At 68.8% G+C, this 24,553-nt stretch carries 26 protein-coding genes and 1 pseudogene; 18 read left to right on the forward strand and 9 right to left on the reverse strand.

Translation table 11 applies throughout. The features are described from left to right. Positions 1–40: 40 nt before the first annotated feature. Together D8670_RS06795 and D8670_RS06800 are read right to left on the reverse strand one after the other, a co-directional pair. A complete protein-coding gene (locus D8670_RS06795; RefSeq protein ID WP_121817306.1) occupies positions 41–493 on the reverse strand; it encodes a DUF6789 family protein in 453 nt (150 codons plus the stop codon). Between the two features lie 48 nt (positions 494–541). Further along, positions 542–1,183, reverse strand: a complete 642-nt coding sequence (locus D8670_RS06800) for a DUF8102 family protein (protein ID WP_121817307.1) — start codon at positions 1,181–1,183, stop codon at positions 542–544. Between the two features lie 509 nt (positions 1,184–1,692). Here D8670_RS06800 and D8670_RS06805 point away from each other — a divergent pair. Further along, positions 1,693–2,895: pseudogene (locus D8670_RS06805) on the forward strand (MMPL family transporter); the annotation flags it as partial. 33 nt (positions 2,896–2,928) lie between these two features. On the opposite strand, the gene D8670_RS06810 reads toward D8670_RS06805, so the two are convergent. Then, a complete protein-coding gene (locus tag D8670_RS06810) occupies positions 2,929–3,831 on the reverse strand; it encodes an HFX_2341 family transcriptional regulator (protein ID WP_121817309.1) in 903 nt (300 codons plus the stop codon). A gap of 682 nt (positions 3,832–4,513) precedes the next feature. On the opposite strand from D8670_RS06810, the gene D8670_RS06815 reads away from it, so the two are divergent. Beyond that, positions 4,514–5,011 (forward strand): Lrp/AsnC family transcriptional regulator, encoded by a 498-nt coding sequence (locus tag D8670_RS06815; RefSeq protein WP_121817310.1) that lies wholly within the window; start codon positions 4,514–4,516, stop codon positions 5,009–5,011. Positions 5,012–5,189: 178 nt separating this feature from the next. Next, complete coding sequence (locus D8670_RS06820; protein ID WP_162994216.1) at positions 5,190–5,552, forward strand: DUF7344 domain-containing protein; 363 nt, start codon at positions 5,190–5,192, stop codon at positions 5,550–5,552. A 313-nt stretch (positions 5,553–5,865) separates the two neighbouring features. Here D8670_RS06820 and D8670_RS06825 read toward each other — a convergent pair whose 3' ends face one another. Then, positions 5,866–6,174: a hypothetical protein gene (locus D8670_RS06825; protein WP_121817312.1), complete on the reverse strand. Its 309-nt coding sequence runs from the start codon at positions 6,172–6,174 to the stop codon at positions 5,866–5,868. A 117-nt stretch (positions 6,175–6,291) separates the two neighbouring features. Between D8670_RS06825 and D8670_RS06830 the strand changes: the two genes are divergently transcribed. Beyond that, positions 6,292–7,659: a phosphoribosylamine--glycine ligase gene (locus D8670_RS06830; protein ID WP_121817313.1), complete on the forward strand. Its 1,368-nt coding sequence runs from the start codon at positions 6,292–6,294 to the stop codon at positions 7,657–7,659. A 27-nt stretch (positions 7,660–7,686) separates the two neighbouring features. Here the strand turns inward: D8670_RS06830 and D8670_RS06835 are convergent, their stop codons facing one another. Then, positions 7,687–9,156 (reverse strand): sodium:solute symporter family protein, encoded by a 1,470-nt coding sequence (locus tag D8670_RS06835; RefSeq protein WP_121817314.1) that lies wholly within the window; start codon positions 9,154–9,156, stop codon positions 7,687–7,689. Next, complete coding sequence (locus tag D8670_RS06840) at positions 9,153–9,365, reverse strand: DUF3311 domain-containing protein (protein WP_121817315.1); 213 nt, start codon at positions 9,363–9,365, stop codon at positions 9,153–9,155. The genes D8670_RS06835 and D8670_RS06840 overlap by 4 nt, the downstream gene beginning before the upstream one ends. 133 nt (positions 9,366–9,498) lie before the next feature. On the opposite strand from D8670_RS06840, the gene thiC reads away from it, so the two are divergent. From thiC to dnaG, 4 genes are all read left to right on the forward strand, one after another. Next, positions 9,499–10,938, forward strand: coding sequence for a phosphomethylpyrimidine synthase ThiC (gene thiC / locus D8670_RS06845; protein WP_121817316.1), 1,440 nt, complete (start codon positions 9,499–9,501; stop codon positions 10,936–10,938). A 101-nt stretch (positions 10,939–11,039) separates the two neighbouring features. Next, a complete protein-coding gene (locus D8670_RS06850; RefSeq protein ID WP_121817317.1) occupies positions 11,040–11,966 on the forward strand; it encodes a thiamine-phosphate synthase family protein in 927 nt (308 codons plus the stop codon). Between the two features lie 97 nt (positions 11,967–12,063). Next, the gene (locus D8670_RS06855; RefSeq protein ID WP_121817318.1) at positions 12,064–12,783 is read left to right on the forward strand and encodes a sugar phosphate isomerase/epimerase family protein; all 720 of its coding nucleotides are present in this window, start codon (positions 12,064–12,066) and stop codon (positions 12,781–12,783) included. 219 nt (positions 12,784–13,002) lie between these two features. Then, a complete protein-coding gene (gene dnaG / locus D8670_RS06860; protein ID WP_121817319.1) occupies positions 13,003–14,397 on the forward strand; it encodes a DNA primase DnaG in 1,395 nt (464 codons plus the stop codon). A gap of 14 nt (positions 14,398–14,411) precedes the next feature. On the opposite strand, the gene D8670_RS06865 is transcribed toward dnaG, so the two are convergent. Together D8670_RS06865 and D8670_RS06870 are read right to left on the reverse strand one after the other, a co-directional pair. Continuing rightward, positions 14,412–14,858 (reverse strand): GNAT family N-acetyltransferase, encoded by a 447-nt coding sequence (locus D8670_RS06865; RefSeq protein ID WP_121817320.1) that lies wholly within the window; start codon positions 14,856–14,858, stop codon positions 14,412–14,414. Next, positions 14,855–16,198 carry a DUF92 domain-containing protein gene (locus tag D8670_RS06870; protein ID WP_121817321.1) on the reverse strand — a complete coding sequence of 448 codons (1,344 nt, stop codon included), beginning with the start codon at positions 16,196–16,198 and terminating at the stop codon, positions 14,855–14,857. Before D8670_RS06870 ends, D8670_RS06865 begins: the two co-directional genes overlap by 4 nt. A 103-nt stretch (positions 16,199–16,301) precedes the next feature. On the opposite strand from D8670_RS06870, the gene D8670_RS06875 reads away from it, so the two are divergent. Continuing rightward, complete coding sequence (locus tag D8670_RS06875) at positions 16,302–16,910, forward strand: undecaprenyl diphosphate synthase family protein (RefSeq protein ID WP_121817322.1); 609 nt, start codon at positions 16,302–16,304, stop codon at positions 16,908–16,910. Between the two features lie 43 nt (positions 16,911–16,953). Here the strand turns inward: D8670_RS06875 and uppS are convergent, their stop codons facing one another. Further along, a complete protein-coding gene (gene uppS / locus D8670_RS06880) occupies positions 16,954–17,901 on the reverse strand; it encodes a polyprenyl diphosphate synthase (protein ID WP_121817323.1) in 948 nt (315 codons plus the stop codon). 127 nt (positions 17,902–18,028) lie between these two features. On the opposite strand from uppS, the gene D8670_RS06885 reads away from it, so the two are divergent. From D8670_RS06885 to D8670_RS06925, 9 genes are all read left to right on the forward strand, one after another. Then, entirely contained in the window at positions 18,029–18,223 is a 195-nt protein-coding gene (locus D8670_RS06885) for a cold-shock protein (protein WP_121817324.1), read from the forward strand. 233 nt (positions 18,224–18,456) lie between these two features. Continuing rightward, positions 18,457–18,855: a DUF5778 family protein gene (locus tag D8670_RS06890; RefSeq protein ID WP_121817325.1), complete on the forward strand. Its 399-nt coding sequence runs from the start codon at positions 18,457–18,459 to the stop codon at positions 18,853–18,855. A 77-nt stretch (positions 18,856–18,932) separates the two neighbouring features. Continuing rightward, positions 18,933–19,943, forward strand: a complete 1,011-nt coding sequence (locus D8670_RS06895) for an AI-2E family transporter (RefSeq protein ID WP_121817326.1) — start codon at positions 18,933–18,935, stop codon at positions 19,941–19,943. Positions 19,944–20,040: 97 nt separating this feature from the next. Beyond that, positions 20,041–21,105, forward strand: a complete 1,065-nt coding sequence (gene ahbB, locus D8670_RS06900; RefSeq protein WP_121817327.1) for a siroheme decarboxylase subunit beta — start codon at positions 20,041–20,043, stop codon at positions 21,103–21,105. A gap of 4 nt (positions 21,106–21,109) precedes the next feature. Further along, on the forward strand, positions 21,110–21,763 hold the full coding sequence (locus D8670_RS06905; protein WP_121817328.1) for a precorrin-2 dehydrogenase/sirohydrochlorin ferrochelatase family protein: 654 nt from the start codon (positions 21,110–21,112) through the stop codon (positions 21,761–21,763). Continuing rightward, a complete protein-coding gene (gene hemA, locus D8670_RS06910; RefSeq protein ID WP_205254043.1) occupies positions 21,760–23,118 on the forward strand; it encodes a glutamyl-tRNA reductase in 1,359 nt (452 codons plus the stop codon). The genes D8670_RS06905 and hemA overlap by 4 nt, the downstream gene beginning before the upstream one ends. A gap of 42 nt (positions 23,119–23,160) precedes the next feature. Next, entirely contained in the window at positions 23,161–23,442 is a 282-nt protein-coding gene (locus tag D8670_RS06915) for a 4a-hydroxytetrahydrobiopterin dehydratase (protein WP_121817330.1), read from the forward strand. Position 23,443: 1 nt separating this feature from the next. Beyond that, a complete protein-coding gene (gene lwrS, locus D8670_RS06920; protein ID WP_121817331.1) occupies positions 23,444–23,824 on the forward strand; it encodes an LWR-salt protein in 381 nt (126 codons plus the stop codon). A 92-nt stretch (positions 23,825–23,916) separates the two neighbouring features. Further along, positions 23,917–24,540, forward strand: coding sequence for an HAD family hydrolase (locus tag D8670_RS06925; RefSeq protein WP_121817332.1), 624 nt, complete (start codon positions 23,917–23,919; stop codon positions 24,538–24,540). The last annotated feature ends 13 nt before the right edge of the window (positions 24,541–24,553 follow it).

Here is a 24,553-nt window from a genome sequence, read left to right on the forward strand (position 1 = left end):
GTTCAGTCGGGAGCGGCGGCCGCCCCGCGGACTCAGGCCGCTACCACGCCGCGGGTTCGCCCCGCGCGGTCGGCGTCTCCCCCGTGAGGTAGCCGTAGACCGCCCCCAGCGTGAACCCGTACGCCCAGTGGGCGAGCAGCGTGAAGACGAGATACACGACGAGGATCGGCCCGTCGAGGCCGCCGCTGCCGGTGATCACGAACACCACCCACAGCGCGGTGGCGAACACGGCCCCCTGCGCGGCCGGGTCCGGGCCGCGCGGCAGGTACGGCCGGAGCGCGAGGAAGGCGAGGGGCCACACGACCACGCCGGCGAACGAGTAGATGACGAACCCGAGGAACCGCTGGCCGGGGAGGCCGACGAAGCGCGCGACGGCGTCGAAGAGGTGCATCGCGTAGCGCATCTGGACCTCCAGCATGATCAGCGTCCCCGAGATGACGCCGGTCGCTACCACCCCGGCCGCGATGACGCTCACTACCCGTTGCGTGTCCATGCGACCCGGTTCCACGCGAGGCGAGTTAAGGCTACGCGCCCGCGCCGGTCACTCGCCGTCCCAGTGAAGCACGGCGAGCGAGTCGTTCGGGTACCGGACCGCGGCGTCGAGGTAGTCGGCGAGGCGGTCGACGTGTTCGTTCTCCGTCGCGGGTCCGCCGTCGACCCGGAGCGTGATCCTGTCGCGATCGACGAGGTCCGTCTCGCGCTCCATGACGAGCGAGAACAGCTCCCCCGGGCTGACGGGCGTCCCGTCAGCGATGCGCTCCTCGATCCCGGACAACGACGAGTTCACGTCGGTCTCGACCTCGAAGGTCACGTCGACCTCGACGTTCGACGAGAGCTGCTCGACCGCGTATGCCGTCTCGGCCCCCCGAACCGCGGGTTCGAGGACGCGCTCGAAGTCGACGCCCTGCTCTTTCAGGCCGATGTAGGCGAACGACACCATCGCGGCGAGACCGTCGAGGAACGCCTCGTCCTCCGCGACGGCGTCGAACACCTGCCGCCGGTCCCGTCCGTCGAGGTAGTGGACCAGCAGGTCGAAATCAAGGATCCCGTTCTCGATCCGGCGCCGGATCCGGGCCGCGGCGTTTCGCTTCGACTGTTCGTGTTCCATCTCGACTTCGCCCAGCAGGAACTCGCGGTCCGCCTCGGTCAGCAGCCCGCGCTCCCGGTCGGTGTCCGTGTTCATAATCGGGATTCGATTATACGATACTCCATTACCGGCGAACCTATATCAATCCCGGGTCCGCACCACCCCACCATGACGACTCGGGCCTCCCCCACCGCTGCGGGATCGCCGCTCGCTTCGGCGACGGCAGCGAACGGCCGCAGATGCACCGGCGCTCGCCGCGAGGTGCGATGAGCGTGCCGGACGGACTCGCGGACCGCTACGCGCGGTTTCTCGCGGCCCGGTACCGCCTCGTCGCCGTCGCCGTCCTCGTGCTCACCTGCGCGGTCGCGGCCGGCGCGGTCGTGGGCGAGTCGGAAGACGGCGGCATCGGCCAGTTCGAGACCGAATCCGCGGAGCAGGCGGCGCTCGACGAGATCGAGCGGGACTACCCCGCCGACGACGCCGTCGTGGCGCAGGTGGTCGTCCGCGACGGGAACGTCCTCTCCCGGGAGTCGCTGCTGGAGAGCCTGCGCCTGCAGCGATCGATGCGCGCGAACGACTCGGTGAACGCGACGCTTCGCGACGACCGGGCGCCGGTCGCGGTCGTCGTCGTTGCCCTCCTGCTGGCGTCCGCCGGGGCCTACGGCGCGACCGGCATCGAAACGGAGTTCAACCGCGCGGACTTCCTGCCGGAGGACGCCCCCGACTGGGCCAAGTCCCTGCCCGGCCCGCTGGCGGCGGGCGACTTCGCGGTCCGGGAGAACGCCGCGTTCCTCGGCGACAACTTCCGCCAGCGCGGCGGGAACGGGGAGGCGCAGGTGCTGCTCAGGGGGAACGTGACCGACCCGGCGACGCTCCGGGCGCTCGACGCGGCGACGCGGGACCCCGACCGCGGCGGGACCGTCGTCGTCCGGGGCGACGGGACCGCCGCGATCGACGGGCCGCACACGCTCGTCCGCGAGGTGGCGGCGGAGAACGAGACGGTCGCGGCCGCCGTCGACGCCCGGGACGCGGACGGCGACGGGCTACCCGACGAGGACGTCGCCGCCGTCTACGACCTGACGTACGACGCCGCGCCCGACCGCGCTGCCGCGGTCCTCGCTCGCACCGGCGACGGGGAGTACGCCTCGGCGCGGCTCACGGTCGGCGTGCGCGCCGACGCCTCGGCCCAGACCGTCGCCGGGGACGTGCGCGCGGTGGCCGACCGGGTCGAGGCCGACGCGCCGGTGACTGCCGTGGCGACCGGCGGGCCGGTGATCACCGCCGTCCTGCAGGACGCGCTCCTCGAGACGCTCGTGCAGGCGTTCGCGGTGACGCTCGTCGTCATCGGGGTCCTCCTGACGGCCCTGTATGCCCGGCGACACGGCGCTCCCGAACTGGGGGTCGTCACCCTCGCGCCGGTCGTGGTCGCGCTCGCGTGGCTCCTCGGGACGATGTCCGTCGTCGGGATCCCGTTCAACAGCGAGACGGCCGTCATCACCAGCCTCGCCATCGGGCTCGGGGTCGACTACAGCATCCACCTCGGCGAGCGGTTCGTCGACGAGCGAGAGCGGTCGGACGACCTCCGGACGGCGCTGACGGCCGCGACGACGGGGACGGGAGGCGCGCTGCTCGGGAGCGCGGCCACGACCGCCGCCGGGTTCGGCGTGCTGACGCTCGCGCTCGCGCCGCCGCTCCGGCGCTTCGGCACCGTGACGGGGATCTCCATCGTCTACGCCTTCGTCGCCTGCGTCACCGTACTGCCGTGCCTGTTCGTCCTCCGCGAGCGGGTCAGCGAACGCCTCGCCTGACGGGTTCGCTCGACCCCGGCGCGGGCGGTCCGGTCACTGCGGGTCGTCGGACTCGTCGGAGTGCGCCCGCACCCACAGCTCGCCGATGCGCGAGAGCCGCGTCCGGTAGGACTTCCCGTGGGACTCCTGCTCGATGTACCCCTTTCCGCCCGGCCCCAGCCGGTCGACGTTGTAGATGACCTTCGACCGGAAGCTGTCGGTGTACTCCTCGTTGAGCTCCGCGGCCAGCGACTCCGCCAGCTCCGAGACGGACTCGAACTCGCCGCGCTCGCCGAGCTTGTAGAGGATGAGCTCCTCGAACGGCTTGACGTTCGAGAACGAGGCAACGGGGAGCTCGACGATGTGGTCGCCCCCGATCTCCTTCGCACCGATGGTCGTCCCGCGCTCGTCGAACTCCGCGAGCAGGTCGCGGGCGCTGTCGAGGCGGTCGTCCACGCGCTCGTCGTCCACCCCGTCCTCGCGGAGGTCCTCGAGCAGGTCCATCTGCGCCCGGAGCTCCTCGGCGAGTTCGGTCTCCAGGTACTTCTCCGGCGCCGTGTAGTAGGTGTGGATCTGGTCGCGGTCGCCCTCGCGCTCGACCATGATCGAGTGGGCGGCCGTCGCGAACGCGAAGCTCACCGTGCGGGGCATCGCGCTGATGTTGACCCACACCTCGTTGCCGCCGTCGAGCTCCGCGTTGATCAGGTCGTACGCCTGCTTGAACGCGCTGTCGTAGTCGTACACGTCCGCGACGACGACGCGCTCCGTGCTCGCGCCCAGCAGGTTCCGGAAGTCCTTCTCCAGCTTCTCCGAGAGGTTCTGGGAGTACTCCACGTTCGCCTGGCTCCCGATGGCCCCCTCCAGCAGGATGACGCGGTCGACGTCCAACTGGTCGCGCACGAGCGGCGCGATCAGCCGGTCGTAGTCGAACCCGACCGGGACGATGTGCGTCTGCATACGTGGGACGTGGGGTTGGCGCTTATATAAAGCACCAGCATCCCGACCACTCAATTGCACATCGCCAATCCCGACCACTCAATTGCACATCGCCAATCCCGACCACTCAATTGCACATCGCCAATCCCGACCACTCAATTGCACATCGCCAATGTGCTCCCTCCGCTACGTATAGGGCTTCGTAAGAATCGATGCCCGAAGGGGCCTTAGTGGTTCCCCTCAGGATTGCGGGAAATGACGAAGGAATTAAGAGAAATTCTCCTATACGAAGTGAGTCCGAGTTTCGGAATCCTCTCTAATGGGTACGATAGTCAGTCTTCTGAAAGAAGCGGAACAACACATCGAGGAGGCGCAAAGACAAAGGAACGGGTTAGTTTGCCGCCTCGATGAATTGATCCAGTTCGGAGGACTGGTAGTTGGAACACTCGACAGCGTCCGCGAGCGCACATTTAGTCACCCGCTCTCCGAAATTCCCTATTTTCGAGAGCATTTTCAGCGCATCACGCGGGGTACTACAATCTCAGAGTGCTGGGTAGATGGAAGCTCTCAGAAACAAGCGATAACCTCGAACAATCCAGTTCATCGAGGGCAGGGAGACCCCAAAAAGTTCGTCATCTGGAAGGTGCTACTGAAGAATCAGGTTCACACTGGAATCTATTAGTCTGGCTCCCGTCGAACTTATATGGTTGAACTGGACAACGTGGACCGGGGTATCCTGCACGAACTCCAGCTCGATGCGCGGAATCGGACCGCCAAAGAGATCGCTGACAAGGTTGATACGTCTGCCAGCACTGTTCGGAATCGAATTGAAGAACTCGAAGCCAATGGGATTATCGAAGGCTATCACCCGAAAATCGACTATGAGAAGGCGCACCTCCCGCTTCAGATCCTGTTCGTCTGCTCAGCACCGCCGTCGGAACGGTCAGAGATGGTCGAACAGATACTTGACATTCGTGGTGTGGTGGACGTTCGGGAAACATTAACTGGCAATCGGAACCTCTACGTCGAGGCAGTCGGGACCGACACAGGCGATACTTCCCGCATTACCGACGCTCTACACGACTCTGGCCTCTTGATCGAGAGTTCTGAAATCCTTCGCCAGCGCCGGGTGCAACCATTCAATCATTTCTTCTTTACTGATCCGTACGACAACCAGGACGATACTGACGACAACGAGTGAACGCACACCGTTTGACCGCTCGACGATTGTGGAAAACACAATTTCACGGATGTATTTTGAGATAATCAACACTGCCCTGTGTGGGAACCTGAAGTAGAGCGACTGAGACTGCGGAATACATAAAGTATAATATATTAGCAAAACAATGCTTATCCCGCTCACGGCCTTCCATATAGGTATGACCAAGCCCTCAGAAATGGAACCGACGGAGTTTGACACGGGCGGCAACCGACAAGACGAACTCTTTGACGTGCTGTCTCATCAACGCCGGCGATTCCTACTTCACGCTTTGCAGACCGCTGAAACACCGGTTCAGATCGAGGAGTTAACGACGGAACTCGTGGTGTGGGAGACCCAACAACCTGTTCCCAACCGCTCCGGCGATGACAGGACTGCGATTGAGGTTTCTCTGGTACACAACCATCTCCCAAAGATGGCCCAGGCGGGACTCATTAGATACGACGAGACTGAACAGACAGTGATGCTTGCTGACCGGACTGATGAGGTCAAAGCGCACCTCCAGACGATGGCAAGCGACTAACCACTGATAGCGACTATGAACTTCATTGCCAAGTGGATAGGCTCGGTTGAGAGGAGGTTCCGGAGTACTACTGACCAAGAGGACACGGGAAATGACACAGAGACGCCACCGCGAGATGAGTCACGATCATCGTTGTTCTACTGTCCGGATTGCACAACGGTCTATATCGATACAGACAAAAACACTTGCTTGACCTGTGACACGCCCGTCGATCAAATTCAATCGACGTTAGCTAAAACGGTATAGTTCTATACTGAGTGTCAGTCTTTCATCCTTATCTATCCTGAGTTTCGCTTCATCGAGGAGACGGAAGCTACTGGCCTATCAGTGGTGTGCAGATCAAACGGAGTTCACCCCTTGCTTGAGACGCCGGAATTGACGGGTCTTGGATACGGGAAAACCGAGAGAATGGAGGGACTGTTCCGAAGCAACTTATACGCGATCTGTCCTTCCAGTCGTCGGCGTTCGAGACGTCGACCTCGATCTCGATCCCGCAGCCCTCGCAGTAGAACGGGACCGTGCGGTACCCCGGCTGGAACTCCTCCCATTCGCCGTGCTCGTCGCACTCGACGCGGATCCCCCGCTCCCGGCCGTCGGGAACCTCGACGGTGTACTCTGTCATGCCTGTCTCACCCCCGTTCCGGCTGTGAGATCGCTTTGTGGAGGGAGCACGTAAAGGTGGTCGCAGGGGTTCGCGGGGTGCATCCTTATCACGGCTGCCGCGGAACGTACTGGAGTTATGAGATTTCTCGTCTGCTCGCTCGACGCCGCCCTCGCCGGCGACCTCGCGTGGCAGCTGCACCGGGAGGGACACGACGTGAAGTACTACGTCGAGTCCGAGACGGACCAGGACATCGCCGACGGGTTCGTCCCGAAGACCGACGACTGGCGCGCGGAGGTCGACTGGGCCGACGTCGTCATCTTCGACGACATCTGGGTCGGGGACGGCGTCGGGTCCGGCGCGATCGCCGAGGAGCTCCGCGAGGAGGGCCACGCGGTCGTCGGCGGCACCCCGAACACCGACCGTCTGGAGGAGGACCGCGGCTACGCGATGGAGGTGCTGGAGGAGAACGGCGTGCCCACGATCCCGCACCGGGAGTTCACCGACTTCGACGAGGCGGTCGCGTTCGTCGAGGCGAACCCCGCGCCGTACGTCGTGAAGCCGCTTGGCGAGGTCCAGAACGTCAAGCGCCTGCTGTACGTGGGACGCGAGGACGACGGGAGCGACGTGGTCGAGGTCCTCCGGGCCTATGAGAAGGCCTGGGGCCACCGGATGAAGGGGTTCCAGCTACAGCGACGCGTCGAGGGCGTCGAGATCGCGGTCTGCGGCTTCTTCGACGGCGACGAGTTCGTCGAGCCGATCAACTTCAACTTCGAACACAAGAAGCTCTTCCCGGGTAACGTGGGACCGTCGACCGGCGAGATGGGAACCTCGATGTTCTGGGCGGGCCGCAACGAGCTGTTCTCGCGGACGCTCGGCCAGTTAGAGAGCTGGCTCGCCGCGGAGGGGTACGTCGGGAGCATCGACGTCAACTGCATCGTCGACGAGTCGGGGGTGTATCCGCTGGAGTTCACGCCCCGGTTCGGCTACCCCACCATCACGCTGCAGGAGGAGTCGTTCGAGTCCGACACCGGACAGTTCTTCTACGACCTGGCGCACGGGAACGACCCGGAGCTAGCGGTTCACAACGGCTACCAGATCGCCGTCCGCGTCGTGCTCCCGCCGTTTCCCTTCGACGACGAGGAGACCTACGACGAGAGTTCGCGCAACGCCGCCATCGTCTTCGACGCGGTGGACGGACCGGGCGACGCGGGCGACCCGCCCGAGGGCGTCCACATCGAGGACGCGAAGCGGGTGCCCGTCGACGGCGCGACCGCGGCAGCGGACGGGACGGTTCCCGACGGGCAGTGGCGCGCCGCGGGCGAGTCCGGGATGCCGCTGGTCGTCACCGGGAAGGGCGAGACCATGCGGGCGGCGCGGGAGCAGGCGTACGACCGGGTCGACGACGTGCTCCTGCCGAACTGCTACTACCGCGACGACATCGGCGAGCGGTGGATAGACGGCGACGGCGACCGCCTGGGGGCGTGGGGCTACCTCGGCCCCTGACGGCTCGAGTCGGCTGCCCCCGACGCGTCAGTCCGCGCGCAGGCCGTCGAAGTAGACGCTCGCGTCCTCCTCGGCCGCCGCGGAGGTGGCCGCCGAGGCTGCGACGGTCAGCACCAGGCCGACCAGCATCCCGACGACGCTCGGGGTCCACCCCCCGTAGTCCGCGGGGAACGCCCCGACGAACACGTGCGCCGCGTAGAACAGCTGGCTCGCGACGATGCCGACCGTGATCCCCGTCCGGGTGGTCCGGCGCCAGTACAGCGCGACGGCGACCGGGAGCGCGAGCTGGGCGAACCCGCCGAACGCGGCGTCGCCGATCTGGAACAGCGTCGCCGGCCGGGTGAGGCTGACGAGGAACGTCGCGACGGCGAAGGCGACGACGCCGACCCGGGCGACCAGGTCCTCCTTGCGCTCGCTGGCGTCCTGCTCGACGTACGGCCGGTAGATGTCGCGGGTGAAGTAGGAGGAGCCGGACAGCAGCATCGAGTCCGAGGAGCTCATCATGGCGGCCATGGCGCCAGCGATCACCAGCGCGGCGAACCAGCCGGGGGTGTACTCGTTGAGCAGCGCGGGGAGGATGTTGCCGCTCTCGGGCATCGCGACGCCGAGGCCGGCCGCCCACGCGCCGAGCATGAACGCGGGGACGAAAAGCAGGATCACCAGCACGGGCCACAGCGCGAACGAGCGCTTGAGGACGGTCTCGGAGCGCGCGACGAAGAAGCGCTGGTTCACCTGCGGGAACATGGTCACCCCGAAGGCGATGCCGATAGCCTGCGAGAGCATCCACTGCGGCGAGTAGACCCCGCCGCCGAGCGCGAGGAACTCGGGGCGGTTCTCGGCGAGCGCCCCCGTCGCCGCGCCGAGGCCGCCGACCGAGGACAGCACCCACAGGGTCGCGGCCCACACCATGACGAGCATGAACGCGCCCTGGAGCGTGTCGGTCCAGGCGATGCCGCGCATCCCCGCGAGGACGACGTAGGCGATCATGAAGGCGGTGATGAGGCCCGCGCCCATCGCGTACGACACCGTCCCGTCGGTCAGCGCCTCCAGCGCGGTGCCCGCGCCGACCTGCTGGAGCATCACGTACGGGAACAGCCAGAACAGGCTGACGCCCGCGACGAGGCCGCGCAGCGCCGTCGATCCGAACCGGTCGCCGAGCATCTCGCCCAGCGTCACGTAGCCCTGTTCGCGGCCGATCAGCCACTGCTTGTACCCGAGCACGTACCAGAGGATCCCGAACAGGACGCCGTCCATCAGCCCCATCACCAGAATCCACTCGGGGCCGTTCGCGAAGGCGATGTTCGGCCCGGCGAAGAAGGTGAACGCCGACAGCAGGGTGGCGAACGTCGTGAAAAGCAGGACGACCGTGCCGAGCGTCCGGCTCGCGAGGTAGTAGTCCTCGGCCGAGCGGTCAGTCAGCCGGTAGGCGACCAGCCCGACTCCGAGCGCCAGCAGGAGGTACGCGCCGATGATCGCGAGCTGCGTCGCGGCGCTCACGCGCTCTCACCCACCCAGACGCCCCACGCGCGGTCGGCGAAGGCGGCGAAGACGACGGCCGACAGCGCCAGCCACCCGACGTGCCACCACACCCACACCGGCAGGCCGGCCCAGACGGTCGCGTCCCGCCAGAGGAACCAGGGGACGGCGAGCACCGCGAGGAGCGCGAACGCGATTGCCCAGGCGATCGACTCGGTTCTCGATACCATGGTTATCGTTCGTTCGGAACCCGCGACGGAAAATCGTTACTGTTCGGACCTGGGTTATGAAGAACAATCGTCTTCAACTCGTCCGGGGTTGGCGCCCCGGGTTTTATAACCAAGTAGTATAACCTAGTTATCGATGACGCAGATCAGCAGAGCGCGAGCCGGAGACGTGACGCCGGCGATGGAGCGCGTCGCCGAGCGAGAGCGAGTCGACCCCGAGTTCGTCCGCGAGCAGGTCGCGGAGGGGCAGGCGGTGATCCCCGCGAACCGCAATCACGAGAGCCTCGACCCGATGGTCATCGGCCGCGAGTTCGCGACGAAGGTCAACGCGAACATCGGCAACAGCGAGACGACGAGCGATATCGAGGGCGAACTGCGGAAGCTGCACACCGCCGTCCACCACGGCGCGGACACGGTGATGGACCTCTCGACCGGGGGCGACCTCGACCGGATCCGGGAGACGAACGTCACCGCGTCGCCGGTGCCGGTCGGCACGGTGCCGATCTACGAGGCCGTCAAGCGGGTCGACGACATCGCGGACATCACGCACGAACTCCTGCTCGACGTCATCGAGAAGCAGGCGGAGCAGGGCGTCGACTACATGACGGTCCACGCGGGCGTGCTGATGGAGCACCTGCCGCTGACCGACGGCCGGAAGACCGGCATCGTCTCCCGGGGCGGGTCGATCCTCGCGCAGTGGATGGAGGAAAACGGGATGCAGAACCCGCTGTACGCGAAGTTCGAGGCGATCTGCGAGATATTCGCCGAGCACGACGTGACGTTCAGCCTCGGCGACGGCCTCCGCCCGGGCTGTCTCGCCGACGCGAGCGACGAGGCGCAGTTCGCCGAACTCGACACGCTGGGCGAACTCACCCGGACCGCGTGGGACCACGACGTGCAGGTGATGGTCGAGGGGCCGGGCCACGTCCCGCTCGACGAGGTCGCGGACAACGTCGAGCGGCAGCAGGACGTCTGCGACGGCGCGCCGTTTTACGTCCTCGGACCGCTCGTCACCGACGTCGCACCGGGGTACGACCACATCACCAGCGCCATCGGCGCGACCGAGGCGGCCCGCGCCGGCGCGGCCATGCTCTGCTACGTCACGCCCAAGGAGCACCTCGGTCTCCCCGAGGAAGAGGACGTGCGCGACGGCCTCGCCGCCTACCGCATCGCGGCCCACGCCGCGGACGTGGCGAACGGCCGCGAGGGCGCTCGCGACTGGGACGACGCGCTCTCGGAGGCTCGCTACGAGTTCGACTGGACCGAGCAGTTCGAGCTGTCGCTGGACCCCGAACGCGCCCGCGAGTACCACGACCAGACGCTCCCCGGCGACAACTACAAGGAGGCCCGCTTCTGCTCGATGTGCGGCGTCGAGTTCTGCTCGATGCGGATCGACCAAGACGCGCGCGACGCCGACGGGGAGATGGAGACGATCGAGGACGACACCGACGTGGCCGAATCACCGGCCGCCGAGGTGAACCGCCCGCCGGTCGGGCACCACGACGCCGGGGGCGTCCCGGACGAGATCGAGGGCGTCGACCTCTCGCGGGACTATCCGAGCGCTGACGACGACTGAGAGCCGTCGCCTCCGACGCGATTCGGTCCCCGCGGTTTCGGTCCTCCACCGCTCCGCGGCCGGCAGGCGGGTTTATCCCGCGCCCGTCCGAAGGCCCGGCCATGTCGCTGCGGCTACCGAGCGAGATCGTCGTCGAGCAGTTCCTGCCGACCGCGCGGGCGATGCTCGCGGCCGAACTCGACGACCACGACCTCACCCAGCAGGAGATCGCGGACTACCTCGGCGTGACCCAGGCCGCCGTTAGCAAGTACGTCGGCGGCGAGGCGCCGGTGAACGACCGCTTCGCCGACCACCCGCGGATGCGCGAGACGACGGCCGCGATCGCCGACGGCCTCGCGACGGGGGAGATGGACCAGTACGAGGCGCTCGCCGAACTGCTGGAGCTGGTCCGGGAGTTCGAGGACCGCGGCCCCATCTGCGAGGCCCACGAGGAGGCGATGCCGGCGCTGCGCGGCCTGGGCTGTGACCTCTGCGTCCGCGGCCCGGACGAGGCCGTGCTCGCCGAACGAGAGGTGCTCTCGACCGTCCGGGAGGCGACCCGCACGCTGCAGGCCGAACCGGCCGTCGTCGAACACGTGCCGAACGTCGGGACGAACGTCGGCACCGCGCTGCCCGACGCCGTCGACGAGACGGACGTCGCGGCGGTCCCCGGCCGGATCCACGCCATGCGGGGCGGGCTCAACGTCCCCGCGAACCCCGAGTTCGGGGCTTCCCAGCACGTCGCCGAGGCGATCCTCGCCGCGCGAGCAGTCGATCCCGCGGTCGGCGGGGCGCTGAACCTCGCCACCTCGGACGCCCTGCTCTCGGCCGCCCGCGAGGCCGGGATCGAGCCCCTCGAGTTCGACGCCGACTACGAGGACCGCGGGGAACGTCTCCGCGAGCACTTCGCCGAGCGCGGCGCGGTGCCGCCGGTGATCTACCACCGCGGCGCGTTCGGCGTCGAGCCGATCACCTACGTCCTCGGCGAGACCGCCGCCGAGGCGGCGGCGCTCGCGGCGGACCTCGCCACGGCGGCGTCCCGAGAGTGACGGGCGAAGCGCCCACCCGCCCCGTCGCGTCCGTCCGGCGTCGGCCCGCCCGATCCGGGCGCGTGGTTATTTGCGCGTCGGAGTCGACGCTCCGCCCATGGACACGGCCATCCAGCTGTACACGCTCCGGGACGTCGACGAGACGCCGAGCGACCTGCTCTCCCGGGTCGCGGAGACGACGTTCGACGGCGTCGAGTTCGCCGGCGCGCCCGACGCCGCGGCGGTCGACGCGCTGGACGAGACCGGCCTCGACGCGGCGGCGGCCCACGTCGGGATCGAGGAACTGGAGGACCGGCGCGGGCGCGTCCTCGACGCCTGCGAAGACGCGGACTGCGACACCGTCGTGGTCCCCGTCCTCGACGAGTCGAACTTCGAGTCGCGGGCCGCCGTCGAGGCGGCGGCCGACCGCCTCACGGCCGTCGGCGACGCGGTTGCGGACCGGGGCTTCCGGCTCGCGTACCACAACCACGACCACGAGTTCACCGACCTCGGCGGGACGACCGGGTTCGAACTCCTGGTCGAGTCGGTCGGCGACACCGTCTCCGTCGAACTCGACACGGGCTGGGCGCTCGCCGCGGGCGAGGACCCCGCCGCGCTGCTCCGGCGTCTCGGCGACGTGCCGCTCGTCCACCTGAAGGACGTAGACGCCGACGCGGCCCGGCCGGTCGAACTCGGCGAGGGCGACCTCGACGCAGCGGCCTGTGCCGACGCGGCGCGCGAGGTGGGCGCGGAGTGGATCATTTACGAGCACGACGAGCCGTCGAACCCGCTGACCTCGCTCCCCCACGGCGCCGCCGCGCTCGACGCGCTCAGGTAGCCCGGCGTCCCGGAACGACCCCAGCCGTCGAGGCCGTCCCATCCCCCGGATAGCCCCGGACGGCGACAGGTCGGAGCCGCCCGCTCGCGACCCCGCTGACGTCCGGTTTTCGACTTCATTTCACCGACGACAGGTATTTGAGGGATCGCCCGCGATTTATGTACAGTCCATGGATGCTCATGGCATCACAATCCAGCCCGATATCCGGGCAGATCACCAATGGAGGATACATCAAAATACCTCATTCACGCCGACATCTCCGCCGACGGGGTGGTAGAGCGGAGTGACGTCGTGGGTGCTATCTACGGCCAGACGGAGGGACTCCTCGGCGACGAGCTCGACCTGCGGGACCTACAGCAGTCCTCGAAGGTCGGGCGCATCGAAGTCGAGATAGAGAGCAACGGCGGCCAGTCCGTGGGGTCGGTCACCATCGCCACCAGCATCGACAAGGTGGCGACGGCGACCCTCGCGGCCGCTCTGGAGACCCTCGACCGCATCGGCCCCTGCCGGGCCCAGCTCGAGGTCAGAGACATCGAGGACGTCCGCGCGGCGAAGCGCCGCCAGGTCGTCGAGCGCGCGCAGGAGCTCCTGCACGACGCGTTCGACGAGGGCGCGATGACCAGCGAGGAGATCCTCGACGAGGTGCGCCAGAGCGTTCGCGTCGCCGACATCACCGAGTACGGGGGCCAGCCAGCCGGGCCGCGCGTCGCCGACAGCGACGCCGTCGTCGTCGTCGAGGGCCGGGCGGACGTGCTCACGCTGCTGGAGTACGGCGTGAAAAACGCCGTCGCCGTCGACGGGACGAACGTCCCCGACGTCGTCGCGGACCTCACCCGCGACCGGACGGTGACGGCCTTCCTCGACGGCGACCGCGGGGGCCACCTCATCCTCCGCGAGCTCGCGCAGGTCGGGCAGGTCGACTACGTCGCGTTCGCGCCGGACGGCAAGTCCGTCGAGGACCTCTCCCGCGAGGAGGTGTTCGCGGTGCTGCGCGAGAAGACGCCGTACGAGTCGGTCGCCGACCGGACCGACCCGGGGGACGCCGACGAGTCGGACGCGGGCGAAGCCGTCGCCACGGACGGGAGCCAGTCGCCCTCGCCGCCGGCCGACGCGGAGACAGAGCCCGCATCGCCCGCGACGCCCGAGTCGCCGGACGCGCCCGGGGCTGCCGGCGCGGAGGCGGTCGAAGCCGACGGGTCCGAACCGCTCCGACGCGGCGCGGCCGAGGCCGCCGAAGCGGTCGCCTCGTCGCCGGACGCCGGAACTACCCAGGAGGACCCCGCCTCCGCTGATGAAGACGACGCAGAGGCCGTGCCGTCGGCGCTCCGCGAGCACGTCTCGGACGTGATCGACGGGGAACGCGGCGTCGCCCGCCTGCTCGACGCCGAGGGGGACGTGCTGTCCGAAGCGCCGGCCGACGAGGCCGTCGACGCCGTCGACGACGCCGACCCCGCGCCGGCCGCCGTCGTCCTCGACGGGACCGCGGCGCAGCGCCTCGCGGACGTCGCGGCCGACAACGGCGTCGAGCGCGTCGTCGCCGCCGACCTCGGCGCGTTCACGAAGCGCCCCACGAGCGTGCGCGTCCACGCGGCGGACGACATCACGCTCCAGTAGGGCGCACCGACCGGTCAGAGCGGCCGGGACAGCAGCACGGCCGGGCCGCTCTCGTAGTACTCCGCCTCCCGCCGCATCTCCTCGAAGCCGAACGACTCGTACAGCCGCCGAGCCGTGTCGTTGTCCGGGTTGACGGCCAGTTCGACCCGCGTCGCGTCCGTCGCCCGCAGTCGCGCGAGCGCCGCTGCCAGCAGCCGGCGACCGCGCCCCTCACGCCGACGCGCCGGCGCGACGACCAGTTCGGCGATGTGGGCCGTCTCCGGTCCGACAGTCGCGAGGACGTACCCGACCGGGAGGCCATGGGCGTCGTCCAGAGGGCCGACGGACTCGTCGCCGACAGACACCAGCACGATCCCCGGCCCGTCGATGCTCGCCAGCAGGAGCTCCGGGGCGGTCTCGGGCAGGAGGGACTGCAGGGCGCGGAGTGCGGGCAGGTCGGCGGGAGTAGCGGCTCGGATCACGCGAGGACGGGGAGACCGACAGCGAGCGCGAGGAGCGCGCCGACGACGGCACCGGAGAGCGTCGCGAGGAAGTTCACGCTCTGGTTGCCGAGGCGGCCGCCCTCGACGGTCGCGCCGAGCAGGCTGTCGACGGTCATCCCGGCGACGCCGGCGGCGAGGATGACGCCGCCGCCCGTCGACCCGACCGTGTCGAACAGGGCGACGGCGATGAGCGCGATGATCGCCGCGCCCGTGACGCCGGCGATCTCGCCCTGCCAGGTGACGCCGCCGTCCGTGCCGGGCTCGACCGGCTGGAGCGTCGTGATGAGGCGCGGGCGGTCGAACACGCCGCCGATCTCGCTGGAGAGGGTGTCGCTCATCGCCGTCGAGATCGACCCCGCGAAGGCGTACAGGAACAGCGCCCCGGAGACGCGGACGCCGTCGCCCGCGGGGAGCCCCATCGGTGCGGCGGCGTAGGCGAGGACGGCGGCGAGCGCCACCGCCGCGTTGCTGAAGACGTTGGCGCTCCCGCGGGCCCCCTCGTTCTCCTCCGCGACGCCGCGGTCCTCCTTCTCCTCGTAGCGGAACTTCGTCGAGAGGCCGCCGATGCCGAAGAATGCGATGATCACGGCGAACCAGCCGATGCCGCCGAGCACGATGGTGAGCAGGCCGAGGAACACGCCCGAGAGCATCCCCGACACGGAGGCCGTGTCGAGGGCGTACGATGCGTAGCCGACCGCCAGCGTCACCGCGAGGGCGACGCCGATCTCCGCCGCCGTCACCGGGTCGGTGAGCTCCCAGAGGAACCAGAGCAGGAGGCCGACCGAGAGCAGCACCAGCGGGTCGTCGCGCTCGAACAGCACGGACCGGAGCAAGGCGCCGAGGAGTGCGCCGCTGACCGAGAGGAAGACGACGAGCGGGAGCGGCGGCGTCGCGTCGCCGGCCAGCGCCGCGGCGCCGAGGATGCCGGCCGCCCCGCCGACTGTGCCGCCGACGGTGAAGCCCGCGGCGCCGACGATGGGGTCCGGCCACCGACGGCGGGCCAGTTGCGCCCCGAAGTTGCCGTAGGCCAGCGCCAGCACGCCGCCGACGAAAGCGAGGGTGGGCACCGCCTCGACGGCCGTCAGCAGTCCCAGTCCGGTGGCGGCGAGGGCGAAGCCGATAAGGCTGTACAGCCGCCCCTCTTCCCAGTCGCCCGGCCGGGCGAACAGTTCGAACACCGGCCCGTCGTCGGCGACGAACGCGGCGACGCCCGCGACGACGACGAACGGGAGGGCGGCCGCCCGCCCGAGGAGGGGGGCGGCCAGCGCGAGGCTGCCGACGCCCGCGAACGCCCCCGCCCGCCGCACAGTCGATGTCACGCTATCGCGTCCGTTTGTAGGTAGGTCACTTAACCTTCCCGAAGCCAACGGCCGGCGGCGAGAACCCGTGACCTTTAGGCGACGCCGCGGATAACGGGTTCGCGTGGGCCTCTACGACCGGTATCTCGCCGCTCGATTGCGATACGAGGACGACCAGCGACCGGACCACGTCGCCGTCGTCATCACCGAACGGGACCTGCTGGAGCAGGGCGCGTACGACACGCTCCGCGACGCGTTCGACTGGGCGTTCGAGTACGGGGCCGAGCGCGTCACGGTCTCGGTCAGCGTCCTCGACGAGGCGGCCGTGCCGACGCTGAAGCGGGAGTTCGACGACCTCGACGCGCCGCGGCCGGTCGCCGTCCGCACCCCCGCCGACGACCTCCCGGCCGACGCGCCGATCCGGGTGAACATCGGGCTCGGCGGCAAACACGAGTTCACCGCCGCCGTCCGCAACCTCGCCGCGGAGGTCCGGGACGGCGACCTGGACCCCGACGCTATCGACGCCGACGACATCGAGGAGCGACTCGTCTTCCCCGAGGAGCCGGATCTGGTCATCAAGACCGGCGCGGAACGCCTCTCCGACTTCATGATCTGGCAGTCGGTCTACTCCGAACTGTACTTCACCGACGTGAACTGGCGGGACTTCCGGAAGCGCGACTACCTGCGGGCACTCCGGGAGTACGGCCGGCGGAACAGGCGATTTGGGCGCTAGTCCAGATCTCGTCACGAGCGGAGCGTAGTGACGCCGAGAGGACTCAGTCCGCCGGCTGCGGCTCCTCGTCGGCAGGTGGCAGGTCTTCGGGGGCGACCTCGTCGACGGTCGAGCGCTCGCCGCTGGGCAGCGAGTCGCGGAACCGGCGGACGACCGCCTTCGCCTCGTCGAGCTCGACGCCGCCGAGCGCGCGCAGCAGCGCGAGGCCGCGGCGGGCGCGGGTGCGCCGCCACGAGCGCTCGCGGTGTTCGTACGTACGGATCCCCCGCAGGAAGTCCACGCGGGAGAACTCCGGCCAGTAGGGGGCACAGAAGAAGACGGCCGCCTCGTTACCGTTGGCGTGCCACGGGAGGAAGTTGCTCGTGCGCTCGTCGCCGCCGGTCCGGATGATCAGGTCCACGTCGCGCACGGGACGGTCGTAGAGGCGCTCCTCGACGGTCCCCACGTCGATGTCCCCGGGATCCAGGTCGCCGTCGTCCACGTCGCGGGCGACGCTGCGGGCGGCCGAGAGCAGTTCGGCGCGGCCGCCGTACGCCAGCGCGATGTTCAGGACGAACTGGTCGTAGCCCCGGGTGCGGTCCTCGGCGTAGTCCACGGCCTCCCGGACGCGCTCGGGCAGGCGGTCGACGTCGCCCAGCGCGCGGATGCACACCTCGCCGTCGTGGACGCGGTCCGCGTCGGCGAACTCGTACAGTTTCTCCTCCAGGAGGTCGAACAGGTTCTCGCGCTCCTCCGGCGGGCGGTTGAAGTTCTCCGTGGAGAAGGCGTACAGCGTCAGTTCGTCGATCTCCAGGTCTCGACACCAGTTGAGTACCTGTTCGGTCGTCTGGGCGCCTTCGCGGTGGCCGTCGTGTTTCTCCGCGCCGCGCTCGCGGGCGTACCGGCGGTTGCCGTCCTGAATGACGGCGACGTGACTCGGGGTCCCCGATATCTCGCGTTCGAGGAGTCGCTCGTACGCGGCCCGGGCACGCTCGCGGAGGCTAGACAGCATTCTCGTCTATGGCAACATCGGGAACGGATATGTGTCTTTTGTGTGTTGGATTCACACTCCGAACCAGTCGCTCTGACGGGGGCGAGTCGCATCTCTTATATGGGTGGGGCGTTTCTGGAGAGTTGCAATGGCGAAAGGTACGGTTGACTTCTTCAACGACACGGGCGGTTACGGTTTCATTGACAGCGACGACTCCGAGGAAGACGTGTTCTTCCACATGGAGGACGTCGGCGGTCCTGACCTGGAGGAAGGTCAGGAAGTCGAGTTCGACATCGAGCAGGCCGACAAGGGCCCGCGCGCGACGAACCTCGAGCGTCTGTAAACCGGGAATACTCGGCTGAACGCCCTACATGGGAGTTCAGTCGGTGTATGTAAGCCCACTCGCATCCGGGCGCTGTCAGGCTGTGCGGTGACGCGCATCTCTGGGGGCAACCCCTCTGCAGTCCGCCCGTGCACCGTTTCTCCGTTTTTTCACACCGACCAGCGACGACTCCGCGGGTCGCGGCCGGCGACGAAGCGAGTACAATAAAGGGACGCGACACGTTGGTCCTGCCAATGAGCGAAACCCTCGACGACGACCTCTACCAGCGGACGAAGCAGTTGCTCGAACCCGGCGAGATAGAGCTCAACGGCGCGGTCGTTCACACGGACATCGAGTCCCAGGACGACATCGCGATGACGCAGGCGACCATCGACGTCGGCGAGATCATCGCCGAGCACGCGACCGACGAGGACACGTACGTCTACTCCGGGACGGACGACCCCGAGTTCGCGTCGAACCAGCACCAGGGGCTCACCCTCGACGGCGACGAGTTCGTCTGGGAGTGCCAGCAGCTGCTCCGCGAGGGGACCTACGACGTCGTCTTCTACTACGAGGCGAGCGCCGACCACGAGGCCATCCTCGACGATATCCGCGAGGAGGGCTTCGACGTGACGGGCGTCCGCGGGGACTGAACGGCGCGGTTCGCCGCTGAAGGAGCGGCCGTCGGCGCCCCCAAACGACTTCCATCGCTCCGTGGACGGTACGGACGATGGATGCTCGAACGGCGTTCGCGTGGGTACTCGTCGCCGCACTGACGGCGGTCCTCTGGCTCCTCGTCCGGCCGTTCCTCTCGTGGCTCCTCGCGACGGGACTGCTCGCGTTCGTCCTCTACCCCGTCCACCGTCGCCTCGAAGTCCGGGTCGGGCCGCGCCTCTCCGCCGGGCTGCTCGCGCTCCTCGTCACGCTCCTCGTCGTCGTCCCCCTGACGGTCGGAGCGGCCGCCGCGGTGACGCGGGGGAGCGTGCTGCTCGAAGGGCTCTCTCGGTCCGAGCTCGCCGACCAGTTGCAGCGGACCGTCCGCCGAACCACCGGGATCACCCTCCCCGTCCGGTCGCTCGGGGAGCGCGCGTCAGAGCGGCTGACGAGCCGCGCCAGCGACCAGGCGACGGACGTCCTGAGCGCCGGCCTCCACGCGTTCCTCGGCTTCCTGCTGCTGACGTTCGTGCTGTACTACCTGCTCAAGGACGGCCACGTGCTCGTCGCCTGGGTGCGGCGGATGACGCCGCTGGAGGCCCCGATACGCGACGAGCTGTTCGAATCGGTGCGGTCGATGACGTGGGCCGTGCTCAAGGGACACGTCCTCGTCGCGATCGTTCAAGGGGCGGTCGCCGGCGTCAGCCTGTTTCTCACCGGCGTCCCCGAGGCGACGCTGCTCACGGCGGCGATGATGGTGCTCGCACTGATTCCGGTCGTCGGCGTCGCTCCGGTGCTCGGCGGTGCGGTCGTCTTCCTCGTCTGGAGCGGCCAGCCGCTGTCGGCCGCGTTCGTCACGGTCTGGGGCCTCACGTCCGTCGCGATCACGGACGACTACCTGCGGGCGATGCTCATCGACCGCGAGTCGGAGATGCACTCGGCGACCGTCTTCGTCGGCGTCCTCGGGGGGACGTACCTTCTGGGGGCGATGGGGCTGTTCCTCGGCCCGATCATCGTCGGGATCTTCAAGCGGACCGTCGAGGTGGTCGGCGGCTACTACGGGGTGATCCACGCGCCAGACGGCTGATCCGGTTCGATGCCCGAACGCTCCGCGCAGTCGAGGTCGATGCGCGTGGCCGCCGCGCCTCGCATCGCTTATACGCGCCCGGTCCTCAGTTCCGACTATGAGCGAGACGGACCTCGACCTCGACGAGCGGGACCGCGCCATCGTCAACGCGTTCCAGGGCGGGTTCCCGGTCGTCCGAGATCCCTTCGAACCGGCGGCCGCGGCGCTGCGGGAGCGAGGGGTCGACGTCGGCGCCGACGAACTGCTGGATCGGGTCCGACGACTGGACGACGACGGCGTGCTGACGCGGTTCGGGCCGCTGATCAACGCGCAGGAGATCGGCGGGTCGGCGACCCTGGTCGCGATGCACGCCCCCGAGGACCGGTTCGACGAGGTCGCGGAGACCGTCAACGCCCACCGCGAGGTGGCCCACAACTACGAGCGCGAGCACCCGCACCTGAACATGTGGTTCGTCGTGAGCGTGGCCGACGAGGACCGCGTCGAGGAGGTGCTCGCCGAGATCGAGGACGAGACCGGACAGGAGACCTACAACCTCCCGAAGCGGCGGGAGTTCCGCGTCGAGGCGAAGTTCTACGTCGACGGGCCGATCCCCGAGGGCGACGTCGACCTCTCGGACCTCGGCCCCGACGTGACGCCCACCGAGTCGGAGACGCTGACGCCGGCCGAGCGGGACCTCGTGGTCGAGATTCAGGACGGCCTCCCGGTCTCGGCGACGCCGTACCGGGACGTAGCGGACGCGCTGGACGCGGACGTCGACTGGGTGCTGGAGACCATGAAGCGGTTCGACGCGGAGGGGAAGATCCGGCGGATCGGCGTCATCCCGACCCACTACGCGCTGGGGTACACGGAGAACGGGATGACCGTCTGGAACGTGCCGGACGACGTCGTCGACGAGGTGGGCCCCGAGATCGCCGCCCTCCCGTTCGTCACGCACTGCTACCGGCGACCGCGTCACGAGGGCGTCTGGCCGTACAACTTCTTCGCGATGACCCACGGCCGGAGCGAGGCGGAGAGCGAGCGACGCATCGAGCAGGTGCGCGAGCGAATGACGGAGTTCTGGGACGTGGGCGAGGACGACTGGGACACGCTGTTCTCGTCGCGCATCCTGAAGAAGACGGGCATCCGCATCGAGGAACGAGCGAGCGCCAACACCGCGGAGTGACAGCATGATCCCGCTACTCCACGACTTCACGGGCGCGACCGTCCTCGTGTTCGGCGGCGGCCGCGTCGGCGCGCGGAAGGCGCGGCGGTTCGACCGCGAGGCGCGGGTCGTCGTCGTCAGCCCCGAGTTCGCCGACGCCGACTTCGGCGACAGCGAGCGGGTCCGGGCGGCCCCCGCGCCGGGGGACGCGGACGAGTGGGTCGAGCGGTTCGACCCCGCGCTGGTCGTCGCGGCGACCGACGACGAGGCGGTCAACGAGGCGGTCGAGCGGGCGGCCCGCGACGCGGGCACGCTGGTCAACCGCACCGACCGCCACGGGAGCCGCGACGCCGACAGCGTCGTCGTCCCCGCGACGGTCAGGGACCCCCCCGTCGTCGCCGCCGTGGCGACCGGCGGGACGAGTCCGGCGCTGAGCAAGCACCTCCGGCAGACGATCGAGGCGGAGATCGACGGGGCCGGCGAGATGGCGCTGCTGACAGCGGACCTCCGCGAGGAGCTGCAGGAGGAGGGCGTTCCGCCCGCCGACCGCCACGAGGCCGTCCGCGCCGTCGTACGGTCTCCGCGGGTTTGGAAGGGTTTACGTAGGGGGGACTCGAAAGGCCGGCAAGTGGCCCGCGACGTGATCAGTAACGCGCTCGACACCGGTGATGCTCGATGATGGGTAGCACCGGCGTTATCTCCGGGGTGAGCGTCTCGTTCGAGTCCGCGACGGTCGACGTCCTCGCCGACGCCAGCGGCCCCGACCAGCGTACGGTCGTGTCGGGCCTGCTCGCCCGCGAGGGCATCGAAGAGGCGTTCGCGCTCCAGACGTGCAACCGCGTCGAGGCCTACGTCGTCAGCGACGACCCGGCGGCGGGCCGGGCCGCACTCGACGAGTTCGTCGCGGGCGTTCCGGACGACGCCGCGGCCGAGATGGACCACGAGGAGAGCCTGCGGCACCTCCTCCGTGTCGCCGCCGGCCTCGAATCGCTCGTGCTCGGCGAGGACCAGATCCTCGGCCAGGTGCGGACCGCCTACGAGGACGCCCGTGGCGTCGGCGGGATCGGCCCCATGCTCGAGGACGCGGTGACGAAGGCCATCCACGTCGGCGAACGGGTCCGCACCGAGACGTCCATCAACGAGGGCGCGGTCTCGCTCGGCACCGCCGCCGCGCGCCTCGCCGACCGGGAGACCGACCTCGCCGACGCGACGGTGCTCGTCGTCGGCGCCGGCGAGATGGGGACGCTCGCGGCCCGGTCGCTCGCCGCCCACGGTGCGGACCGACTCATCGTCGCCAACCGGACCGTTCCCCACGCCGAACACGTCGCCAAGGAAGTCGACACGGAGGCGCGGGCAGTCGCGCTCCCGGCCGTCCCGTCCGCGGCCGAGCGGGCGGACGTCGTCGTCACGGCGACGGGCAGCGAGGAGTACCTCCTCGACGCCGCCGACCTCGACGGCGCCGGCGCGACGGTCGTCGTCGACCTCGCACAGCCCAGAGACGTCGCACCGGCCGCCGAGGACCTGCCGACCGCCGCGGTCTACGACCTCGACGCCCTGGAGTCCGTGACCGACGAGACCCGCGAGCGGCGCCAGGCGGCGGCCGAGCGCGTCGAGGGGATGATAGACGAGGAGTTCGACCTCCTGCTCGACCAGTACAAGCGCAAGCGCGCCGACGAGGTCATCGCGGCGATGTACGAGAGCGCCGAGGGGATCAAGTCCCGCGAGCTCTCCACCGCGATGTCGAAGCTGGAGGCCGAAGGGGAGATCACGGACGAGCAGCGCGAGGTCGTCGAGTCGCTCGCCGACGCGCTGGTCAGCCAGCTGCTCGCCGCGCCGACCAAGAGCCTGCGTGACGCCGCCGCCGAGGACGACTGGACGACGATCCAGACCGCGCTCCGCCTGTTCGACCCCCAGTTCGGCGGCGAGGGGGGCCCGCCGGACTTCGTCACCGAGGCCGCGCCCGGGGACCTCCCCGGCGAACTGGCCGACGACGTGCCGACCGACGCCCCGATCGGGTCGTTCGACGACGACTGATCGGGCACAATGATTATTTAACTGGCTTGCGACGCTTCGCGCATGGCAGATCTGCTTTCGGACGACGAGATCGAGGAACGGATCCCCGACGAGTGGCACCGCGAGGGCGACGAGATCGTCCGCACCTACGAGTTCGACGAGTACCTCCACGGCGTCAACTTCGCGCAGCTCATCGGCGAGATCGCCGAGGCCGAGTTCCACCACCCCGAGATCGTCATCGGCTACAAGGAGGTCGAGGTGCGCTTCACCACGCACGACGAGGGCGGGATCACGGACAAGGACGTCGAGATGGCGGAGCTCGTCGAGACCGAAGCCAACGCCTGAGATGCACGCCGAGTACGTCTTCCGGGTGCGGGTCAGGATCGACCCGTCCGAGGAGGGCGTGCGCGTCGACCCCGCGACGTTCGAGACGACGCTGTACCGGCGGGCGGACCCGCCCGGCGAGGACGGATGGCTGTTCTTCCGCGACAACCTCTGGCGCGGCGAGGTCAACGACGAGGCACACCTCCGCGACCTGGCCGAGGACTCGCTCGGCGTCCCGGTCGACTCGGTGGCGTTCAGCGCGCTCCGGACCGACGAGGCGTACTTCGACGCGCTGAAAGCGGAGATCGGTAACTCGCTCGACCTGTTCAAGGCAGACCGCGTCTCGGAGGTCGTCTCGAAGTACCTCGGCAGCAGCGTCGAGGTACGCGATACCGACGGGTAGGAGGTCCATAATCGCCGGACGTAACGAAGTGTGTGAAAGGTGGGCATAGAGGCCGAATACTTATCCGATCACCCCCCGTATCTAGCTGCCCTATGGTCCCACAGTACGACTACTGGCTCTTCGACCTCGACGGGACGCTCGTCGACGTCGAGTCCGCGTACCGCCGCGAGGTGGTGACGGGGGTCGAAGACCGGCTCGGCCTCTCGTTCACCGACGAGCAGCGGTACCTGCTCTGGCACGGGACCGACGAGATCCGCCGGGACCTCCTCCCGGCCGACATGACGGTTCGTGACTTCTGGGAGGTGTTCGACGAGGTCGACGACCCGATCGAGCGGGCGGAGGCGACGTACCTGTACGACGACGCCGACCGCGTCGGCGAGATCGACGCGCCGGCTGGCATCGTCACCCACTGCCCCGAACCGGTCGCCGAGGTCGTGTTCGACACGCTCGACATCCGCGACTGGTTCGAGACGATCGTCTGCTGCTCGGAGGATCTGGGCTGGAAGCCCGACCCCGCCCCGGTCGAACACGCTATGCGCGACATCGACGTCGCGTACAACGGCCACCAGGGCGTGCTCGCCGGCGACAGCGCCTGCGACGTCGGGGCCGCGGAGAACGCCGGCCTCGACGGCATTCACGTCGACCGGCACGACCCGGACGTCAACGCGCAGAGGTCGATCGGCGACTACCGGATCGCCTCGTTCGTCGACCTCTGACCCTGCGGTCGTC

This window comes from Halostella limicola, assembly GCF_003675875.1.
Lineage (GTDB): Archaea > Halobacteriota > Halobacteria > Halobacteriales > Natronoarchaeaceae > Halostella > Halostella limicola.

Bases quoted from the DNA above. Each gene is read 5' to 3' on its own strand.
- D8670_RS06795 (WP_121817306.1), bottom strand. From the start codon at position 493: ATGGACACGCAACGGGTAGTGAGCGTCATCGCGGCCGGGGTGGTAGCG.
- D8670_RS06800 (WP_121817307.1), bottom strand. From the start codon at position 1,183: ATGAACACGGACACCGACCGGGAGCGCGGGCTGCTGACCGAGGCGGAC.
- D8670_RS06810 (WP_121817309.1), bottom strand. From the start codon at position 3,831: ATGCAGACGCACATCGTCCCGGTCGGGTTCGACTACGACCGGCTGATC.
- D8670_RS06815 (WP_121817310.1), top strand. From the start codon at position 4,514: ATGGTTGAACTGGACAACGTGGACCGGGGTATCCTGCACGAACTCCAG.
- D8670_RS06820 (WP_162994216.1), top strand. From the start codon at position 5,190: ATGACCAAGCCCTCAGAAATGGAACCGACGGAGTTTGACACGGGCGGC.
- D8670_RS06825 (WP_121817312.1), bottom strand. From the start codon at position 6,174: ATGACAGAGTACACCGTCGAGGTTCCCGACGGCCGGGAGCGGGGGATC.
- D8670_RS06830 (WP_121817313.1), top strand. From the start codon at position 6,292: ATGAGATTTCTCGTCTGCTCGCTCGACGCCGCCCTCGCCGGCGACCTC.
- D8670_RS06840 (WP_121817315.1), bottom strand. From the start codon at position 9,365: ATGGTATCGAGAACCGAGTCGATCGCCTGGGCAATCGCGTTCGCGCTC.
- thiC (WP_121817316.1), top strand. From the start codon at position 9,499: ATGACGCAGATCAGCAGAGCGCGAGCCGGAGACGTGACGCCGGCGATG.
- D8670_RS06850 (WP_121817317.1), top strand. From the start codon at position 11,040: ATGTCGCTGCGGCTACCGAGCGAGATCGTCGTCGAGCAGTTCCTGCCG.
- D8670_RS06855 (WP_121817318.1), top strand. From the start codon at position 12,064: ATGGACACGGCCATCCAGCTGTACACGCTCCGGGACGTCGACGAGACG.
- dnaG (WP_121817319.1), top strand. From the start codon at position 13,003: ATGGAGGATACATCAAAATACCTCATTCACGCCGACATCTCCGCCGAC.
- uppS (WP_121817323.1), bottom strand. From the start codon at position 17,901: ATGCTGTCTAGCCTCCGCGAGCGTGCCCGGGCCGCGTACGAGCGACTC.
- D8670_RS06885 (WP_121817324.1), top strand. From the start codon at position 18,029: ATGGCGAAAGGTACGGTTGACTTCTTCAACGACACGGGCGGTTACGGT.
- D8670_RS06890 (WP_121817325.1), top strand. From the start codon at position 18,457: ATGAGCGAAACCCTCGACGACGACCTCTACCAGCGGACGAAGCAGTTG.
- D8670_RS06895 (WP_121817326.1), top strand. From the start codon at position 18,933: ATGGATGCTCGAACGGCGTTCGCGTGGGTACTCGTCGCCGCACTGACG.
- ahbB (WP_121817327.1), top strand. From the start codon at position 20,041: ATGAGCGAGACGGACCTCGACCTCGACGAGCGGGACCGCGCCATCGTC.
- D8670_RS06905 (WP_121817328.1), top strand. From the start codon at position 21,110: ATGATCCCGCTACTCCACGACTTCACGGGCGCGACCGTCCTCGTGTTC.
- hemA (WP_205254043.1), top strand. From the start codon at position 21,760: ATGATGGGTAGCACCGGCGTTATCTCCGGGGTGAGCGTCTCGTTCGAG.
- D8670_RS06915 (WP_121817330.1), top strand. From the start codon at position 23,161: ATGGCAGATCTGCTTTCGGACGACGAGATCGAGGAACGGATCCCCGAC.
- lwrS (WP_121817331.1), top strand. From the start codon at position 23,444: ATGCACGCCGAGTACGTCTTCCGGGTGCGGGTCAGGATCGACCCGTCC.
- D8670_RS06925 (WP_121817332.1), top strand. From the start codon at position 23,917: ATGGTCCCACAGTACGACTACTGGCTCTTCGACCTCGACGGGACGCTC.